Origin of the sequence: Pseudomonas sp. PIC25 (assembly GCF_002286785.1) — a bacterium.
Classification (GTDB): domain Bacteria; phylum Pseudomonadota; class Gammaproteobacteria; order Pseudomonadales; family Pseudomonadaceae; genus Pseudomonas_M.
The window spans coordinates 1-18,678 of the sequence record NZ_MUJY01000185.1 but is presented as its reverse complement, the minus strand read 5'-3'; the positions used below and the strand labels follow the sequence as shown (position 1 = coordinate 18,678).

Annotated in this window: 15 protein-coding genes and 1 pseudogene; 7 read left to right on the top strand and 9 right to left on the bottom strand. The window is 58.6% G+C overall.

The window, feature by feature from the left end; translation table 11 throughout:
• Nucleotides 1-5: 5 nt before the first annotated feature.
• From BZL41_RS25290 to rpmH, 8 genes are all read right to left on the bottom strand, one after another.
• Entirely contained in the window at nucleotides 6-794 is a 789-nt protein-coding gene (locus tag BZL41_RS25290) for a ParA family protein (protein WP_084339270.1), read from the bottom strand.
• A gap of 10 nt (nucleotides 795-804) precedes the next feature.
• The gene (gene rsmG / locus BZL41_RS25285) at nucleotides 805-1,452 is read right to left on the bottom strand and encodes a 16S rRNA (guanine(527)-N(7))-methyltransferase RsmG (RefSeq protein ID WP_095601813.1); all 648 of its coding nucleotides are present in this window, start codon (nucleotides 1,450-1,452) and stop codon (nucleotides 805-807) included.
• A complete protein-coding gene (gene mnmG / locus BZL41_RS25280; RefSeq protein WP_095601812.1) occupies nucleotides 1,452-3,344 on the bottom strand; it encodes a tRNA uridine-5-carboxymethylaminomethyl(34) synthesis enzyme MnmG in 1,893 nt (630 codons plus the stop codon). Before mnmG ends, rsmG begins: the two co-directional genes overlap by 1 nt.
• 505 nt (nucleotides 3,345-3,849) lie before the next feature.
• Complete coding sequence (gene mnmE / locus BZL41_RS25275; RefSeq protein ID WP_095601811.1) at nucleotides 3,850-5,217, bottom strand: tRNA uridine-5-carboxymethylaminomethyl(34) synthesis GTPase MnmE; 1,368 nt, start codon at nucleotides 5,215-5,217, stop codon at nucleotides 3,850-3,852.
• 75 nt (nucleotides 5,218-5,292) lie between these two features.
• Entirely contained in the window at nucleotides 5,293-6,960 is a 1,668-nt protein-coding gene (gene yidC / locus BZL41_RS25270; RefSeq protein WP_095601810.1) for a membrane protein insertase YidC, read from the bottom strand.
• A gap of 2 nt (nucleotides 6,961-6,962) precedes the next feature.
• The gene (yidD, locus tag BZL41_RS25265) at nucleotides 6,963-7,208 is read right to left on the bottom strand and encodes a membrane protein insertion efficiency factor YidD (protein WP_095601809.1); all 246 of its coding nucleotides are present in this window, start codon (nucleotides 7,206-7,208) and stop codon (nucleotides 6,963-6,965) included.
• Nucleotides 7,201-7,605: a ribonuclease P protein component gene (rnpA, locus tag BZL41_RS25260; protein WP_095601808.1), complete on the bottom strand. Its 405-nt coding sequence runs from the start codon at nucleotides 7,603-7,605 to the stop codon at nucleotides 7,201-7,203. Before rnpA ends, yidD begins: the two co-directional genes overlap by 8 nt.
• Before the next feature lie 14 nt (nucleotides 7,606-7,619).
• Nucleotides 7,620-7,754, bottom strand: coding sequence for a 50S ribosomal protein L34 (gene rpmH, locus BZL41_RS25255; RefSeq protein ID WP_003100258.1), 135 nt, complete (start codon nucleotides 7,752-7,754; stop codon nucleotides 7,620-7,622).
• 522 nt (nucleotides 7,755-8,276) lie between these two features.
• On the opposite strand from rpmH, the gene dnaA reads away from it, so the two are divergent.
• The 7 genes from dnaA to BZL41_RS25220 all read left to right on the top strand — a co-directional run bounded on the left by dnaA (nucleotide 8,277) and on the right by BZL41_RS25220 (nucleotide 17,701).
• The gene (gene dnaA / locus BZL41_RS25250; RefSeq protein WP_095601807.1) at nucleotides 8,277-9,785 is read left to right on the top strand and encodes a chromosomal replication initiator protein DnaA; all 1,509 of its coding nucleotides are present in this window, start codon (nucleotides 8,277-8,279) and stop codon (nucleotides 9,783-9,785) included.
• A gap of 35 nt (nucleotides 9,786-9,820) precedes the next feature.
• Complete coding sequence (gene dnaN / locus BZL41_RS25245; RefSeq protein ID WP_095601806.1) at nucleotides 9,821-10,927, top strand: DNA polymerase III subunit beta; 1,107 nt, start codon at nucleotides 9,821-9,823, stop codon at nucleotides 10,925-10,927.
• Nucleotides 10,928-10,935: 8 nt separating this feature from the next.
• A complete protein-coding gene (recF, locus tag BZL41_RS25240) occupies nucleotides 10,936-12,039 on the top strand; it encodes a DNA replication/repair protein RecF (RefSeq protein ID WP_095601805.1) in 1,104 nt (367 codons plus the stop codon).
• A complete protein-coding gene (gene gyrB / locus BZL41_RS25235; RefSeq protein WP_095601804.1) occupies nucleotides 12,036-14,453 on the top strand; it encodes a DNA topoisomerase (ATP-hydrolyzing) subunit B in 2,418 nt (805 codons plus the stop codon). Before recF ends, gyrB begins: the two co-directional genes overlap by 4 nt.
• A 421-nt stretch (nucleotides 14,454-14,874) precedes the next feature.
• Entirely contained in the window at nucleotides 14,875-15,711 is an 837-nt protein-coding gene (gene dinD, locus BZL41_RS25230; protein WP_095601803.1) for a DNA damage-inducible protein D, read from the top strand.
• Nucleotides 15,712-15,812: 101 nt separating this feature from the next.
• A complete protein-coding gene (locus BZL41_RS28255; RefSeq protein ID WP_143518158.1) occupies nucleotides 15,813-16,556 on the top strand; it encodes a hypothetical protein in 744 nt (247 codons plus the stop codon).
• A 98-nt stretch (nucleotides 16,557-16,654) separates the two neighbouring features.
• On the top strand, nucleotides 16,655-17,701 hold the full coding sequence (locus tag BZL41_RS25220; protein ID WP_095601801.1) for a hypothetical protein: 1,047 nt from the start codon (nucleotides 16,655-16,657) through the stop codon (nucleotides 17,699-17,701).
• Nucleotides 17,702-17,711: 10 nt separating this feature from the next.
• Here BZL41_RS25220 and BZL41_RS25215 read toward each other — a convergent pair.
• Nucleotides 17,712-17,944 (bottom strand): annotated as a pseudogene (locus tag BZL41_RS25215) (hypothetical protein).
• Nucleotides 17,945-18,678 lie beyond the last annotated feature (734 nt).

Below are 18,678 nucleotides of genomic sequence, written 5' to 3'. Positions count from 1 at the left end.
TTTCCTTATGCGGTAACGGTGGCGGCGTTCGCACGCTGCCGGCGGACCAGTTCGCCGGCCAGCGCCAAATAGGCGATTGCGCCACGGGATTGCTTGTCGTAGACCAGCGCCGGCATGCCGAAGCTGGGCGCCTCCGCGAGACGTACGTTGCGCGGAATCACGGTCTGATAGAGCTGATCGCCGAAATGTTCCTTGAGCTGCGCGGAGACGTCGTTGGTCAGGCTGATCCGCGGGTCATACATGGTGCGCAGCAGGCCTTCGATCTTCAGCGTCGGATTGAGCAGCTTGCCGATACGCTGGATGGTGTTGACCAAATCGGACAAGCCTTCCAGGGCGTAGTACTCGCACTGCATCGGGATGATTACTCCGTCAGCGGCAACCAGCGCGTTGACCGTCAGCATCGACAGCGACGGCGGGCAGTCGATCAGGATGTAGTCGTAGTTTTCGCGAATGGGGGCCAGTGCATAGCGCAACCGGCTCTCCTTCATCTTCATTTCCAGCAGGGCGACTTCGGCCGCTGTCAGATCGCGGTTCGCCGGCAGGAGCTGGTAGCCGCCATGCTCGGAGAACTGCATGGCATCGACCAGGCTGCATTCGCCGATCAGCACGTCGTAGATCGAATGCTCCAGTGCCTGTTTATCCACACCGCTGCCCATGGTGGCATTGCCTTGCGGGTCCAGATCGATCAGCAGCACCCGTCGCTTGGTCGCGACCAGGGAAGCGGCCAGGTTGATGCAGGTGGTGGTCTTGCCCACACCGCCCTTCTGATTGGCGATCGCGAATACCTTGGCCATGCTGTCCCCCTTAAGCCGTGCGGCGCAGTATCAGCAGATGGCGCTGGCCTTGGCAACCGGGAACCTTGAGGACGTGCGTCCGTTCCAGTCGGAAGTCCTCTGGCAGGGCCTGTAGCTCGTCGTCCGGGTGTACGCCTTTCATGGCCAGCCAGCGGGTGTCGCCATTGCCGAGATGACGCGTCCAGTTGGCGAAATCCTGCAAAGCGCTGAAAGCCCGCGAGCAGATACCGTCGAAGGGTGTCGCCGGCGTAAACGCCTCGACCCGGCTGTGGATAACTTCGAGGTTATCGAGCTTCAGCTCCAGCTTTACCTGGGTGAGGAATCGGGTTTTCTTGCCATTGGAATCCAGCAGCGTGAAATGGCGTTGCGGAAACAGGATTGCCAGCGGAATGCCCGGCATTCCACCTCCGCTACCGACATCCAGCCAGTTGTCTCCGCCCTCTGCGACGTAAGGCACCACGCTCAGGCTATCGAGCAGGTGGCGGGAAACCATCTCGTCCGGATCGCGCACCGCGGTGAGGTTGTAAGCCTTATTCCACTTGATCAGCAGGCCGAGGTAGCCCAGCAGACGCTGCTGCTGGTTGTCGTTGAGTTCGATTCCGAGTTCATGCGCGCCACGCGTGAGTTCCTCGGCGTGGCGGGGGGTTACCAAGCTCATCAGGCGCTCTGCTCCAACTGGCGCCCGGCGCCCCGCTTCTTCAGGTGGATCAACAGCAGGGAAATGGCCGCCGGCGTCACGCCCGGAATGCGCGAGGCCTGGCCAAGCGTCTCAGGGAGAGCCTGGCCGAGCTTGTGCTGAATCTCCTTGGACAGTCCAGAAATGGTGCTGTAGTCCAGATCCTGTGGTAGGCGCGTGTTCTCGCTCGCACGCAGGCGCTGAATCTCTTCCTGCTGGCGATCGATATAGCCGGCGTACTTGGTCTTGATCTCGACCTGCTCGGCGACTTGCGCGTCCTCCGCGCCGCCACCGGTCACCTCGGCCAACCCGGCATAGTCGATCTCCGGCCTGCTGAGCAGGCTGAGCAGGTTGTATTCGTGAGTCAGGGGCGTGCCGAATCGCGAAGCAATGGTCTCGCCCTCCGGCGTGCCGGGGCGGACCCAGGTGCTCTTGAGGCGCTGCTCTTCCCGCTCGATGCTTTCCCGCTTGGCGCAGAACGCCGCCCAGCGCGCATCGTCCACCAGCCCCAGTTCGCGGCCCTTTTCGGTCAGACGCAGGTCTGCGTTGTCTTCGCGCAGGATCAGCCGGTATTCGGCGCGCGACGTGAACATGCGATAGGGCTCCTGGGTGCCGAGGGTGATCAGATCGTCCACCAGCACGCCAATGTAGGCCTCGTCGCGGCACGGGCACCAACTGTCCTTGCCAAGCGCCCGCAGTGCCGCGTTGGCGCCGGCGAGCAATCCCTGGGCACCGGCCTCTTCATAGCCGGTGGTGCCGTTGATCTGGCCGGCGAAGAATAGGCCACCGATGACCTTGGTCTCCAAGCTGTACTTGAGATCGCGCGGGTCGAAGTAGTCGTATTCGATGGCATATCCCGGGCGAACGATGTGGGCGTTCTCCATGCCACGGATACTGCGCACGATCTGCAATTGCACGTCGAACGGCAACGACGTGGAGATGCCGTTGGGATACAGCTCGTTCGTCGTCAGACCTTCCGGCTCGAGGAAGACCTGGTGGCTGTCCTTGTCGGCAAAACGATGGATTTTATCCTCGATCGACGGGCAATAACGTGGGCCCACCCCTTCGATCACGCCGGAATACATCGGCGAACGATCCAGGTTGGCGGCGATGATTTCGTGCGTCCGCGCATTGGTATGGGTGATCCAGCAGCTAATTTGTTGCGGATGCTGTTCTTTCGAACCGAGGAACGACATGACCGGAATGGGCGTGTCCCCCGGCTGCTCGGTCATCACGGAAAAATCCACGGTACGACCGTCGATACGCGGCGGAGTCCCCGTCTTCAAGCGGCCGACGCGTAACGGCAGTTCGCGCAAACGCTGGGCAAGGGCAATGGACGGCGGGTCTCCGGCTCGGCCGCCTGAATAATTCTGCAACCCAATGTGGATAAGTCCACCGAGGAAGGTCCCTGTGGTCAGCACCACGGATTCGGCTAAAAAGCGCAATCCCATCTGGGTGACAACGCCGCGGACCTGATCGTTTTCGACGATCAAGTCGTCGGCTGCCTGCTGAAATATCCACAGGTTCGGCTGGTTTTCCAAAGCCTGCCGGATTGCTGCCTTGTAAAGCACCCGGTCAGCCTGTGCACGGGTCGCACGTACTGCAGGCCCCTTGCGGCTGTTGAGTACACGGAACTGGATACCGCCTTTGTCCGTGGCCGTCGCCATGGCACCGCCAAGCGCATCGATCTCTTTCACCAGATGGCTCTTGCCGATGCCGCCGATGGCAGGGTTGCAGCTCATCTGCCCGAGGGTTTCCACATTGTGGGTCAGCAGCAGAGTTTTCACGCCCATGCGTGCAGCCGCGAGTGCAGCTTCGGTACCGGCATGACCGCCGCCGATCACGATCACGTCAAAACGGGAAGGAAAATCCACACGCACCTCGTGCCTGTCCGATTGGGTATTGGGGAAAGGCGTGAAGTATAGGGAGTTAGGCCGTTCGAAAGAAGCCTTCTGGACAAAAAATAGACAGCGCCTGCCAACCCTGTGATTCAGGATCAGTACGCTCAGGCTTTTAAGAAAAAGAGAGAAAGAATTTTAAAAGACTCTTTTTATGTTTATACCTTGAGGAACTTTATTTCTGTGGATAACCGACGCAAGGCCTTAGCATTCAAGGCATTCAAGGAAGGATAAGCCTGTGCCGTTCCTGCCTATAGTGTGGTAGGAGAGTGTAGGTTACCTGTGGATGAAGCTGCTGTTTATCAACAGGGGGTTTTTCCAAAAGCTTTTCACCAGGGTTATGGACGTAGTTCCGGGGCAGTTATCAACAGGGCTTAGCGGTCTTGTGGGCCTTCGATGCGCGCAGTGGAAACGGCTCGTGATGACAAGCGGAGATAGGCGCTTCGGCAAGCGAAACGCCTAGGGAGAGGCACCTGCTGGGTTACTTGCCGATGCAGAAGCTGGAGAAAATGCGACCGAGCAGGTCGTCCGAGCTGAATGCCCCGGTGATCTGTCCCAGCGCCTGCTGAGCCTGTCGCAGGTCCTCGGCAAGCAGTTCGCCCGCCCCTGCCTGCGTGAGTTGATCGCGGCCATGATCCAGATAGGTGCCTGCCTGGCGCAAGGCTTCGAGATGGCGCCGCCGTGCGCTGAAGCTGCTTTCGGCGGTCTGTTCGTACCCCATGCAGGCCTTCAGGTGTTCCCGCAGCAACTCCAGGCCCTCGCCGGACTTTGCCGAGAGGCTGAGAGTGACATGGCGATCCTGGCTGACTTCCAGAGCGATGTTTTCGCCGGTGAGGTCGGCTTTGTTACGGATCAGGGTGACTTTGGCCGGGTCCGGCCGCGTGTCGAGGAATTCCGGCCAGAGCGAGAAAGGGTCAGCCGCTTCCGGGGCGCTGGCATCCACGACCAACAAGATGCGATCGGCTTCGGAAATCGCCTTGAGAGCGCGCTCCACGCCAATTCGCTCCACCTGATCCTGGGTATCGCGAAGGCCTGCGGTGTCGACGACATGCAGGGGCATGCCGTCGATGTGGATATGTTCTCGCAGCACATCCCGGGTCGTACCGGCGATATCCGTGACGATGGCCGCCTCGCGCCCCGCCAGGGCGTTCAGCAGGCTCGACTTGCCGGCATTCGGGCGGCCGGCAATGACCACCGTCATTCCGTCGCGCAGTAAGGCACCTTGCCCCGCTTCGCGCAGGACTGTGGATAACTTCGCTCGAACGCCATCCAGCAGTCCGAGGACATGACCATCGGCGAGAAAGTCAATCTCTTCTTCCGGGAAGTCGATGGCAGCTTCGACGTAGATACGCAGTTCGATCAGCCGCTCCGTCAGGTCGTGGACCCGACGGGAAAACTCGCCCTGCAGGGAGCGGAGGGCGTTACGGGCAGCTTGTTCGGAACTGGCTTCGATCAGGTCGGCGATGGCTTCCGCCTGGGCCAGATCAAGTTTGTCGTTGAGAAAGGCGCGTTCGCTGAATTCGCCGGGACGTGCCTGACGTGCTCCCAGTTGCAGACAGCGTTGCAGCAGCAGATCGAGTACGACTGGGCCGCCGTGGCCCTGAAGCTCCAGAACGTCTTCTCCGGTAAAAGAGTTCGGCCCCGGGAAGAGCAATGCGATTCCTTCGTCGAGAACCAATCCATCCGCATCGAGGAAAGGGCCATAGTGGGCATGGCGAGGTTTCAGTTCCCGACCGCTGATGTCTTTGGCCATGCCAACGGCCAGTGGGCCGGACACACGTACGATCCCGACACCGCCACGACCTTGGGCGGTGGCAATAGCAGCAATGGTTTCGCGGACGGCTGTCATGGTCTGTCTCGTTGAAGGGCGGATAGCAAGACGCCCCACGAAGGGGGCGTCTTTTCAGGCTGGTAAACCGGTCGGTCAGGCCTTCGCGGCGCTCTCGATGCGCCGGGTAATGTACCACTGCTGGGCGATCGACAGGACGTTGTTCACAACCCAGTACAGCACCAGACCGGCCGGGAACCAGAGGAAGAAGAAGGTGAAAATGATCGGCATCAGCTTCATCACCTTGGCCTGCATCGGGTCCGGCGGGGTGGGGTTCAGCTGCTGCTGGATGAACATCGTGGCACCCATGATGATCGGCAGGATGAAGAACGGATCCTTGATCGACAGGTCTGTGATCCAGAACATCCAGGGTGCCTGGCGCATTTCCACGCTTTCCAGCAGTACCCAGTACAGGGCGAGGAAGACCGGCATCTGCACCAGGATCGGCAGGCAGCCGCCCAGCGGGTTAATCTTCTCCTTCTTGTACAGCTCCATCATCGCCTGGGACATTTTCTGACGATCGTCCCCGTACTGCTCCTTGAGCGCCTGCAACTTCGGCGAAACGGCACGCATACGTGCCATCGATTTGTAGCTGGCCGCGGACAGGGGGAAGAACGCCATCTTGATCAGGATGGTCAGTACGATGATCGACCAGCCCCAGTTACCGAGCAGGCTGTGGATATGTTCCAGCAGCCAGAAGATCGGCTGGGCGATGAACCAGAGGAAGCCATAGTCGACGGTCAGCTCGAGGCCGGGAGACAACTGAGCCAGCTTGCCCTGGATCTTCGGACCGGCATACAGCATTGCGCCGGTTTCGGCGCTGGCGCCGGCAGGTACATTCAACGCCGGGCCGGTGAAACCAATGATGTAGTTTCCCTGGCTGTCCTTGCGGGTCTGAACCAGATTGCTGTCGTTCTTGGAAGGTACCCAGGCCGTGACGAAGTAATGCTGCAGCCAGGCGACCCAACCGCCCTGCACGGTTTCCTTGTAGGACTGCTTGTCCATGTCCTTCATGGAAACCTTGGTGTAAGGCTCGTCACGAGTCCAGAGGGCTGCGCCCAGGTAGGTAGCGGTCCCGGTGGCGGTGCTGGAGGACGGATCGCTGCTCGCGTCGCGTTTTAGCTGTGCGAACAGATTACCAGTCCAGGCCTGCGCGCCTTGGTTTTCGATACGGTAGGACACGCCAAGGTCATACTGGCCGCGCTTGAAGGTGAAGCGCTTGGTGTAGTTGACCCCCGCTTCGCTGAACTTCAGTTCCACGACCAACTCATCCTGGCCGTTGGCCAGGCGATAATCGCGCTTCTCGCTGGAGTAGAGCGGGCGGCCGTTGGCGCGGGCATCCGGCCCATTCGCACCGGTAAGCCCACTCTGCGCGAGGTAGAGGCGTTCACCGCCGTTATCGAACAGTTGGAAGGGAACGTCCGGACGATCCTGGCGGCGCGGATACTGCGGAAGCGTCAACTGAACGATGTCGCCACCGAGTGGGTCGATGGCCAAGTTCAGCACGTCGGTTTCCACGCGGATCAGTTCGTTGCTGGCCACGGCGGGAGCATTGGCCGCATCGGTATGCTCCCCGCTGGCGGTCGGCACATCGTCGCTGGCTTTACCGGAACTCGGCGTTTCCGGCAGCGCTGGGGTTGCGCTGTTCGCAGCGGTACTCTGTGTCGGCAAGGCGGCTTGGCCGTAATCCTGGTTCCACTGGAGAACCATCAGATAGGACACGACTGCCAGGGCGACGATCAGGATCGAGCGTTGAATATCCATGATTACTCGGCCATCGAAGGGGGTCGGGAGGTTGGGGCGGGTGGAACCGGATCATATCCGCCGGGATTCCACGGGTGACAGCGGCCAAGCCTGCGCAGGCTCAGCCAGCCACCACGCAAGAGGCCATGGATTTCAATGGCCTCTTGCGCGTAGCAGGAACAGCTGGGGTAGAAACGACAGTGGCTGGCCATCAGGGGGCTGATGGCGTAGCGATAAAACTGGATCGACGCGATGGCCAGTTTACGCATGGGGACTATCGGACACCCCTGATTCGGTTCGGGCTTCTGGACGAGAGCGACTGCGCGCCAAGCGTCTCCAGAGTTTCTCGAACTGCTGTCTGAGTTCGGGATTTTCCAGATCGCCGAGACCTTTGCGCGCGATCACCACGATATCCCAGCCGACCAGGCTTTCCTGGTTGTGCCGGAATGACTCGCGAATCAGGCGTTTCAGGCGATTGCGCTCGACGGAGAGCTTTACGGCCTTCTTGCCGATTACCAACCCCAGGCGGGGGTGATCCAGCAGATTGTCGCGCGCGAGAAGCAGAACGTGCTTGCCAGGAACCTTGCCGGTGGGGGAGTCGAATACCGCTTTGAAGTGCCGGGATGTCAGCAGGCGCTTTTCCCGGCCGAAGCCTCGACTCACCACCCGTTCCGGGATGTTCAGACGGTCAGGCGCTTGCGGCCTTTCGCGCGACGACGCGACAGGACTTGACGACCGTTCTTGGTGGCCATGCGAGCGCGGAAGCCATGTACACGAGCGCGCTTGAGAGTGCTGGGTTGGAAGGTGCGTTTCATGATGCGATACCTGGGTGGTCCACTACGGGCCGGAATGGCCCCCGTTAAAGAGACCGGCAATTCTAGAGAAACCGGCGCCTCAGGTCAATTTCCAACCAGGCTTTGGCTAATCAAGAAAAAAGAAGAGAAATATATGAAAGCTTTTCTGAAGAGTTAGTGATGTTTAGGCAGAGGCTGGTCTGTGGAAAACCCTTGCCAGGCCAGAACCCATCGGTGGTAGAAGGAAGGATAAGCTTGTCGAGAACGAGTGGGATGTATGTGGGGACCCGCTGGGTAAGCTGGGGATGGATGGGGCACTTACCCACAGCGGAGCCATCCCCAGGCTTTTCCCCTCGTCGGAACACCTGGTTGGTGGCGTGTTATCCACATGATTTGATCAGCCCTGGAAAAAACCTACGAATCGAATAAGGCTTTGATTTTCCATATGACTGAGCGGCGCTTCGTGTGGATAACTGAGGCTGCCGAGGCTACAATAACGGCTTGTTTTTTGCCTTAGCCGCCTTTCCTACGTAGGGGATATCCGTGTCCGTGGAACTTTGGCAGCAGTGCGTGGAGCTTCTGCGCGATGAACTGCCTGCCCAGCAATTCAACACCTGGATCCGCCCGTTACAGGTTGAAGCCGCCGGCGACGAACTGCGTGTCTATGCACCCAACCGCTTCGTACTGGATTGGGTCAACGAGAAGTATCTGGGACGATTGCTCGAGCTGTTGGGAGAGCGCGGTAACGGTCTGGTGCCTGCACTCTCCTTATTAATAGGCAGCAAGCGCAGCTCCGCCGCCAGGCCTGCCCCGACCGCCCCTGCTTCGGCTGCTACGGCGGCTGCCAACGCGGCAGCGAAGGTGAATCCGGTTTCCGCCCCTGTGGCTCCTGCCACCGAACCGGTGCAAACAGCGATGGCGCTGGATAATTTGCGTGCCAGCTTCGATTCCATGGCGTCCACTCCTTCGGTGGCCCCGGTTCCGGCAGTGCGTACCGAGCGCTCCGTTCAGGTGGAAGGTGCGTTGAAGCACACGAGCTATCTGAATCGCACCTTTACATTCGAGAATTTCGTCGAGGGCAAGTCGAACCAGCTTGCGCGCGCGGCCGCCTGGCAAGTCGCGGATAACCCCAAGCACGGCTATAACCCGCTCTTCCTTTATGGCGGTGTGGGTTTGGGCAAGACCCACCTGATGCATGCGGTCGGCAATCACCTGCTGAAGAAGAATCCGAATGCCAAGGTGGTGTACCTGCATTCCGAGCGCTTCGTGGCCGACATGGTCAAGGCGTTGCAGTTGAACGCCATCAACGAGTTCAAGCGCTTTTACCGGTCGGTGGACGCGCTGCTGATCGACGACATTCAGTTCTTTGCCAAGAAGGAGCGTTCTCAGGAAGAGTTCTTCCACACCTTCAATGCGCTTCTCGAAGGTGGGCAGCAGGTCATTCTCACCAGCGACCGCTATCCGAAGGAGATCGAGGGGCTGGAAGAACGCCTGAAATCACGTTTTGGCTGGGGCCTGACGGTGGCGGTAGAGCCGCCGGAACTGGAAACCCGTGTCGCCATCCTGATGAAAAAGGCCGACCAGGCCAAGGTCGATCTGCCTCACGACGCCGCATTCTTCATTGCCCAGCGCATCCGCTCCAATGTGCGGGAGCTGGAAGGCGCCTTGAAACGGGTGATCGCCCATGCACACTTCATGGGGCGCGACATTACCATCGAATTGATTCGCGAGTCGCTGAAGGATTTGCTGGCGCTACAGGACAAACTGGTCAGCGTCGACAATATCCAGCGCACCGTGGCTGAGTACTACAAGATCAAAATTTCCGATCTGCTCTCCAAGCGCCGCTCTCGTTCGGTGGCGCGGCCACGTCAGGTGGCGATGGCGTTGTCCAAGGAGCTGACCAACCACAGCCTGCCGGAAATCGGCGATGCCTTCGGCGGGCGCGATCACACCACAGTCTTGCACGCCTGTCGTAAGATTGCGGAACTTAGGGAGTCCGATGCGGATATTCGCGAGGATTACAAGAACCTGCTGCGAACGTTGACCACATGAGTCCGACGCAGCTCCACGAGGCAAGGGACTAGACCATGCATTTCACCATTCAACGCGAAGCCTTGTTGAAACCCCTGCAACTGGTCGCCGGCGTCGTGGAACGCCGCCAGACCTTGCCGGTGCTTTCCAACGTTCTGCTGGTGGTTGAGGGCCAGCAGCTGTCACTGACCGGGACCGACCTGGAGGTCGAACTGGTCGGGCGGGTGACGCTCGAAGAAGGCGCCGCCGAGCCCGGAGAAATCACCGTACCGGCACGCAAGCTGATGGATATCTGCAAGAGCCTGCCGAACGATGCGCTGATCGATATCCGCGTCGACGATCAAAAGCTGGTTCTGAAGACCGGGCGTAGCCGCTTTACCCTCTCGACCTTGCCGGCGAACGATTTCCCTACCGTGGAAGAAGGTCCTGGCTCGCTGACCTTCACCCTGCCCCAAGCCAAGCTGCGCCGTCTGATCGAGCGCACCGGGTTTGCCATGGCGCAACAGGATGTCCGCTATTACCTGAACGGTATGCTGCTGGAAGTCAGCGCCGGCTTGCTTCGTGCGGTCGCCACCGATGGTCACCGTCTGGCGATGTGCTCCATGCAAGCGGGCATCGAGCAGGCCGATCGTCATCAGGTGATCGTTCCCCGTAAGGGCATCCTGGAGTTAGCGCGTCTCCTCACGGAGCAAGACGGCGAAGTCAGCATCGTGCTCGGCCAGCATCACATCCGTGCAACGACGGGTGAGTTCACCTTCACCTCCAAACTGGTGGACGGCAAGTTCCCTGATTACGAACGCGTTCTGCCGCGCGGCGGCGACAAGCTGGTCATCGGTGACCGTCAGTTGCTGCGCGAAGCTTTCAGCCGCACGGCAATTCTTTCCAACGAGAAGTACCGGGGCATTCGTTTGCTGCTGGCGTCCGGCCTGCTGAAGATTCAGGCGAACAACCCGGAGCAGGAAGAAGCCGAGGAAGAAGTTGCGGTTGATTACAACGGCGGAAACCTCGAAATCGGATTCAACGTCAGCTATCTGCTCGACGTGCTGGGTGTAATGACGACCGAACAGGTTCGCCTCATCCTTTCCGACGCCAACAGCAGCGCCCTGCTTCAGGAAGCCGATAACGACGATTCCGCATACGTCGTAATGCCGATGCGTCTGTAAGCCGTTCAATGTCCCTCAGCCGCGTTACAGTCACCGCGGTGCGCAATCTGCACCCGGTGACGCTCTCTCCTTCCCCCCGAATCAACATCCTCTACGGCGACAACGGCAGCGGAAAAACCAGCTTGCTGGAAGCCATTTATCTTCTCGGTCTTGCACGTTCTTTTCGCAGCACACGTCTGTCGCCGGTAATTCAGCACGAACAGCTTTCTTGCACGGTTTTTGGTCAGATCGATCTGGCCGAGGGTGGACAGTGCAATCTGGGGGTTTCTCGTGACCGTCAAGGGGAATTTCAGATTCGTATCGATGGGCAGAACGCTCGCAGTGCTGCCCAGTTGGCGGAGAACCTGCCGCTGCAACTGATTAATCCGGACAGCTTTCGTTTGCTCGAAGGCGCGCCGAAAGTTCGTCGTCAGTTTCTGGATTGGGGAGTGTTCCACGTGGAACCTCGTTTCCTTCCGGCCTGGCAACGCCTGCAGAAGGCCTTGAGGCAGCGGAACTCGTGGCTTCGGCATGGTACACTTGACCCCGCGTCGCAGGTGGCCTGGGACAGAGAATTGTGTCTTGCCAGCGACGAAATCGACAGTTATCGCCGTGTCTATATCCAGACATTGAAGCCCGTTTTCGAAGATGTTCTCAGCCATTTGGTTGAACTGAGTGGTCTGACGCTCAGCTATTACCGCGGATGGGACAAGGACCGTTTGTTGAAGGAAGTGCTCGAATCGTCGCTTCTCAGAGATCAGCAGCTCGGTCACACACAGGCGGGGCCGCAGCGCGCCGATCTTCGCTTACGCCTCGGCGCACATAGCGCGGCGGATATCTTGTCTCGAGGCCAGCAGAAACTTGTCGTTTGCGCGTTGCGCATCGCTCAGGGCCATTTGGTTAACCAGGCCAAGAGAGGACAGTGCATTTATTTGGTAGATGACCTGCCCTCGGAGCTGGATGAGCAGCACCGCAAAGCGCTTTGCCGTTTGTTGGAAGATTTACAGTGCCAGGTGTTCATCACCTGCGTTGACAAAGAATTGTTGAGAGATGGCTGGCAGACGGATACGCCAGTCGCCATGTTCCACGTGGAACATGGTCGTATCACCCAAGACCATCGGAGTGAAGCATGAGCGAGAACAACACGTACGATTCCTCCAGTATCAAGGTGCTGAAGGGCCTGGATGCCGTACGCAAGCGCCCCGGTATGTACATCGGGGATACCGACGATGGAACCGGTCTGCACCATATGGTGTTCGAGGTGGTCGATAACTCCATCGACGAAGCGTTGGCCGGCTATTGCTCCGAAATCAGCATCACTGTTCATCCAGACGAGTCCATCACGGTTCGGGATAACGGCCGGGGCATTCCGGTGGATATTCATAAGGAAGAAGGTGTTTCGGCAGCGGAGGTCATCATGACCGTGCTGCATGCCGGCGGTAAGTTCGATGACAACACCTACAAGGTATCCGGTGGTCTGCACGGCGTAGGCGTTTCCGTCGTGAATGCTCTGTCCGAAGAGCTGCGCCTGACCATTCGCCGCTCCGGCAAGGTATGGGAGCAAATCTACCGCCATGGTGTGCCCCAGGCGCCGCTGGCCCCGGTCGGTGACACTGATGGGACGGGCACAGAGATTCACTTCAAGGCTTCCGCCGAGACCTTCACCAACATCCATTTCAGTTGGGACATCCTGGCCAAGCGTTTGCGCGAGCTGTCGTTCCTTAACTCGGGCGTCGGCATCGTTCTCAAGGACGAGCGGAGCGGCAAGGAAGAGCTGTTCAAATACGAAGGCGGCCTCAAGGCCTTCGTCGAGTATCTGAACACCAACAAGACCGCAGTGAACCAAGTGTTCCATTTCAATGTGCAGCGGGATGACGGTATCGGCGTCGAAGTCGCTTTGCAGTGGAACGACAGTTTCAACGAAAACATTCTCTGCTTTACCAACAACATCCCGCAGCGTGACGGCGGTACGCATTTGGCAGGCTTCCGCTCCGCCCTCACCCGTCACCTGAACAATTACATTGAGCAAGAAGGTCTGGCGAAGAAGTTCAAGGTCGCCACTACCGGCGACGATGCGCGCGAAGGCCTGACGGCGATCATCTCGGTCAAGGTTCCCGATCCCAAGTTCAGCTCGCAGACCAAGGACAAGCTGGTGTCCTCCGAGGTGAAGACCGCGGTGGAACAGGAAATGGGCAAGTACTTCGCCGACTTCCTGCTGGAAAATCCGAACGAAGCCAAGGCCGTGGTCGGCAAGATGATCGACGCGGCGCGTGCCCGCGAGGCGGCACGCAAGGCGCGGGAGATGACCCGTCGTAAAGGCGCGCTGGATATCGCTGGCCTGCCCGGAAAACTTGCCGACTGCCAGGAAAAAGACCCGGCGTTGTCGGAACTCTACATCGTGGAGGGTGACTCCGCAGGCGGTTCTGCCAAGCAGGGCCGAAACCGCAAGACCCAGGCGATCCTGCCGCTCAAGGGCAAGATCCTCAACGTGGAAAAGGCTCGCTTCGACAAGATGCTCTCCTCCCAGGAAGTCGGTACGTTGATTACCGCTCTTGGCTGCGGTATCGGCCGCGAGGAGTACAACATCGAGAAGCTGCGTTACCACAACATCATCATCATGACCGATGCTGATGTCGACGGTTCGCACATCCGTACCCTGCTGCTGACTTTCTTCTTCCGCCAGCTCCCCGAGCTGATCGAGCGCGGCTATATCTATATTGCCCAGCCACCGCTCTACAAAGTGAAGAAAGGCAAGCAGGAGCAGTACATCAAGGACGACGAGGCGATGGAGGAATACATGACTCAGTCGGCCTTGGAAGAGGCCAGCTTGCATGTGAACGAGAGTGCGCCGGGGCTGTCCGGCCCGGCGCTGGAAAAACTGGTCAACGACTACCGCACGGTGATGAAGACGCTTTCCCGCCTTTCTCGCCTCTACCCGCAGGAACTGACCGAGCACTTCGTTTACTTGCCCCGTGTGACCGTCGAGCAACTGGCCGACCAGAGCAGCATGCAGGGCTGGCTGGAGCAGTTCCAGGCGCGGCTGAAGCTGGCCGAGAAGTCAGGGCTGACCTACAAGGCCAGTCTGCGTGAGGATCGCGAGCGTCATCTGTGGCTGCCGGAGGTGGAGCTGGTTGCCCATGGCCTCTCCAGCTACATCACCTTCAATCGCGATTTCTTCGCCAGCAACGACTACAAGACGGTCACCGCATTGGGCGATCAATTGAACAGTCTGTTGGAAGAAGGCGCTTACGTACAGCGTGGCGAGCGCAAGAAACCGGTCTCCACCTTCAAGGATGCACTGGCCTGGCTGATGACCGAAAGCACCAAGCGGCATAGCATCCAGCGCTACAAGGGGTTGGGCGAGATGAACCCGGAGCAGCTGTGGGAAACCACCATGGACCCGAACGTGCGCCGTATGCTCAAGGTGACCATCGAAGATGCCATCGCGGCCGACCAGATCTTCAATACCTTGATGGGCGACGCGGTGGAGCCCCGTCGCGACTTCATCGAAAGCAACGCCCTGGCGGTCTCCAACCTGGACGTTTGACCGCCTGTCGACGGGCAGATTAATTGGCATGTTTGTGCGAGTTATTGGCATGCAAAAATCGCCCACTACCCCGGCCTAGCGCCGGGGTTTTCCTTTGTGGATTAGGGTATTAGCGATAGGTGCAGAACCCGCCACTGGTAGGTTATGTAGTGAGGCTACAGAGAAATGTTGGAAAATCTCGTTTTGGCGGGGCCGGAATCTGGGAGATTCTGAGGGGGAGGCGGAGCGCTGCAATTCATGGCAATCAAAATAGCATCGCCCATGGCAGCCCATCGCTGATGGGTAGGACGATGCGGCACGCTTGAGACCACACCACAGTTCCCGACTGTGGCAATAAGATAGAAGTCCTTCAGCAAAAGGGGGGATTGGTTACGCCTGAACGCCCTTGCGATAGACCTATTGAACACCAAGGAGAAGGCTAATGAACGAGCAGCACCAGTCGTTTGAACAGCTGAAGCAGACAGACGAGCACGGCGCGGAATACTGGTCTGCGAGGAGCCTGTCCAAGCTGCTTGAATACTCAGAGTATCGGCATTTCCTGCCGGTACTGGCACGAGCTAAAGAGGCCTGCGGCAACAGTGGGCACGCCATTGAAGACCATTTCGAGGATGCGCTCGGAATGGTCACTATTGGCTCGGGTGCCCAGCGTGAATTGCAAGATGTAAAGCTTTCGCGCTATGCCTGCTACCTGGTTGTCCAGAACGGTGATCCTTCCAAGCCGGTGATCGCTGCTGGGCAGACCTACTTCGCCGTTCAGACACGCCGCCAGGAGCTGGCTGACGACGCTACCTTCCAGCGGCTGAAGGAAGATCAGAAGCGCTTGCTATTGCGCAATGAGCTGCGAGAGCACAACAAGCAGCTTGTCGAGGTGGCCCAGCAGGCAGGCGTGGAAACGGGGTTGGACTTCGCCATCTTCCAGAATCATGGCTATCAGGGCCTCTATGGAGGACTTGATCAGAAAGCCATTCACCGGCGAAAAGGCCTGAAGAAGAGTCAGAAGATTCTTGATCACATGGGCTCAACTGAACTGGCAGCCAACCTGTTCCGTGCTACACAGGCCGAAGAAAAGTTGCGCCGAGATAACGTCAAGGGCAAGCAACAGGCCAACCAAGTTCATTTCGAGGTCGGCAGAAAGGTTCGGGAGACCATCGCCGAGTTGGGAGGCACCATGCCTGAAGACCTCCCGACCCCGGAAAACAGCATCAAACAAATCGAGTCCGCAACCAAGAGGCTACAAGACAAATCCGTAGAGGAATGAGTAGTGAACGCTAGGATCAACCAGGGCAGTATCAACAAAGCCCTCTGGGCAGCCTGCGATACCTTCCGGGGCACTATGTGAGAGATCCACATGTAGAGGCGGTGTACTTCGCAGTCAGTTCCTCCGAGGACATCTCCTACGAGAATCCGGAGCCACTGTCGTTCTCGAATCACCTGGGCGATTTTTACCTGGTTGATGGGGAGCTGAAAGTTGTCCCTACCGAGCATTTTGGCAGTGGCCAGGAAGCCAGTCAGGCCATTGAGCCGTTTCTTCGGGCCTGGGAGATTGAGTCAGATCTCAAGCGCAACCTAGGCACGATCAGATTTACATACAGCCGCGCAGATGAGGTTGATCGCAACCCTCCCCCTCCGGGTGAACCGCAGATCGTCACGTTAGAAGGCTGCTCAGTGATCACTCTCAGCTCCAGTGTTAGCTGCCACCTGACACTTAGACGCTATCCTCAACCACCAGAAAGCTTCAGCGCGTCAGAGTTCGCCCAACATGCCTACCGACGATGGCTCGGGTATCGACGTGGGAATGAGCCTTTACAGGCCATGGCCTATTTCATCTTGACCCTGCTTGAGCGTCAGGCGGGAAATCGAGCGCAAGCTTGTGTTCAGTTCATGATCGATAGAGCAGTCCTAAACCGGGTCGGTGAGTTATCCACTGAAAAAGGCAGTGCCCTGACGGCTCGGAAGGCTAAATCAACGGACTTTGATGAGCTCTCGCACCTTGATCAGGAATGGTTGGAGCGAGCGGTCAAACGGCTGATTTTCAGGCTAGGTGAACAGGCATCAGGTCATCCACTGGAGCCTATAACGCTAGATAACGTCGAGCGGTTCTGATTGATTTCTAGCCCTGTGCAGAGCAGTCCACGTTCACCGCAACCCATGTATTGGCGGTAGGATTGGAGCCCACTACTAGCCTGTGTGCGGGATGACTTATGAAGCTGGTTCGAGACGCAAGAACTCTCAAAACCAAGGCACTCTGCTCTCTTCGCACGGGTATGCAGGCGTTCAATAGCTTCGATGACGATGGGCGAATCACTACGGTACTGCTGCACCTTCAGCATGCCTGCGAGATGTTGTTGAAGGCCGTGCTGGTGCAGAACAAGGCCAAGGTCTTCGACAAAGAGGCAGGGCGCTCGATTAGCTTTGATAAGTGCCTCGGACTCTGTACGGCGCACTTTGGCCTGACGGCGGAGGAAGCCGGCGCGATGCGTGCCATTGATAGCCTTAGGGATGCGGCCCAGCACTGGTTTGTCGTGGTCGCCGAGGATCTGCTCTACCTCAACACGCGAGCATTGATCACTGCGTTTGATGCCTACCTTCAGCGTGCGCTGGAGGATGCGTTGATAAATCACATCCCCACTCGCGTTTTGCCCGTCTCGACTATGCCTCCCGGTGATTTCGAGTTCCTGGTAGATCGCGAATATCGGTTGATTCGGGAGTTACTGGAGCCGGGTCGTCGGCATCGGGACGAAGCCCGTGCACGGATTCGCTCCTTGCTGGCGATGGAGTCGATTGCCGTGGAGGAGGTCGTTATCTCCGAGCGAGACATCGACCGTATCGAGAAGGCGGTGCGGGCAGGGCAGGACATTCTTGAGGTGTTTCCTCGACTCTCCACGGTGGGGACGCGTACAGACGGTGAAGGAGTGAACTTGGTCGTTCATTTCTCTAAGAAGGAAGGCGCTCCTGTGCGCTATCTCAGAGGTGACGATCCTGCTGATGCGGCGGCGGTACGTGAGCTGGATCTTCAGAAGAAGTTCTACCTGGGAGCAGCAGAGCTTGCCCAGAAGCTCGGACTGACCCAGCCCAAGGCCAAGGTTTTGCGAGATCATTTAGGGATCGACGAGGATGTGAATTGCCGTCATGTCTTCGAGTTTGGTTCAGCCAAGCATCCGCGCTTTTCGGATAATGCGTTCAGGCGAATGCGTGAGGCGCTGAACGACCTCGACATTGAGGAACTATGGCGGGCGCGACGCCGATAGGCTGTGTGGGCTAGAGCTCCACCGTCAGTGCCTTGATCCCCACCCCCTCACAAAACCGCCCCACCGCCGCCAGTGAGCGCCACAGCCGCACTGGCTCCCGTCGCGAGCGCACCGCCAGCCATTTCACCCCGAGACGCAACTCCAGGCGCGCCAGGCCTCGTCTTCGCGCAGCACTCGAAATTCCCGCGCCGCCCCAGTCTCGACCAGTGCCTGCAAAGTGTACTGCTCAATTGCCTTTTTCATCGCCCCTGCGCTCCTGCCCAGCCAGTCCCCTGGCATCTGGTATAGCGCAGGGGCAGCTGCCGGCCACCGCGACGAGGCACAGTGCTCCAGGCACTGCTCGACCGTGAGGACATATTGCTCCAAACCGATGCGGGGCAAGCCTTTGACGGCTTCTTCCGCTGCTTTGCGATGAGCACCGTAGCGTCGAATTCCGCGAACAGCTGCGCTCAATCCTGGAAAGCCAAGCCGATAATGGCGCTACGGTGGTTTGGTATCGCAGCCGATTCGGGGAAATCCAGGCTGCTGATGTAGGACAGCCGAGCTTTGCATCCCATGACAGATGGGGATTCCCTTGGGCTTTGATCCCTTTTACTCTGGGCTCCATTGACAGGTTGTCAATCCGCTCAGCCCAGCATGCACCTGGCTTGGAGGCAGCGGCTCTTGAGGCTTGTAGTGCCCGGAATGTAGGGCATACGGAAAATGCCATTTATTCCGGTCATTTCGACGGGGAATGCCACTTTATCTGGCTCAATCATGCCAATAACGGCGCCCATTTTTCGCCTAAGTCATTGATTTATATAGGTGGTGAATGCCACGTTTATCGCCCGTCGACACGCCGAGCGGTCTGATCCAGGCATGAAAAAGCCGGCCTCAGGGCCTAATGCTGTTCACTTAAGCGGAGCAGCCTTCCGATCCACTGGATAGCGGGTCTTCGAAATCTTCACCGTCCTGGGCCTTGATGGCCTTGGGCGGTG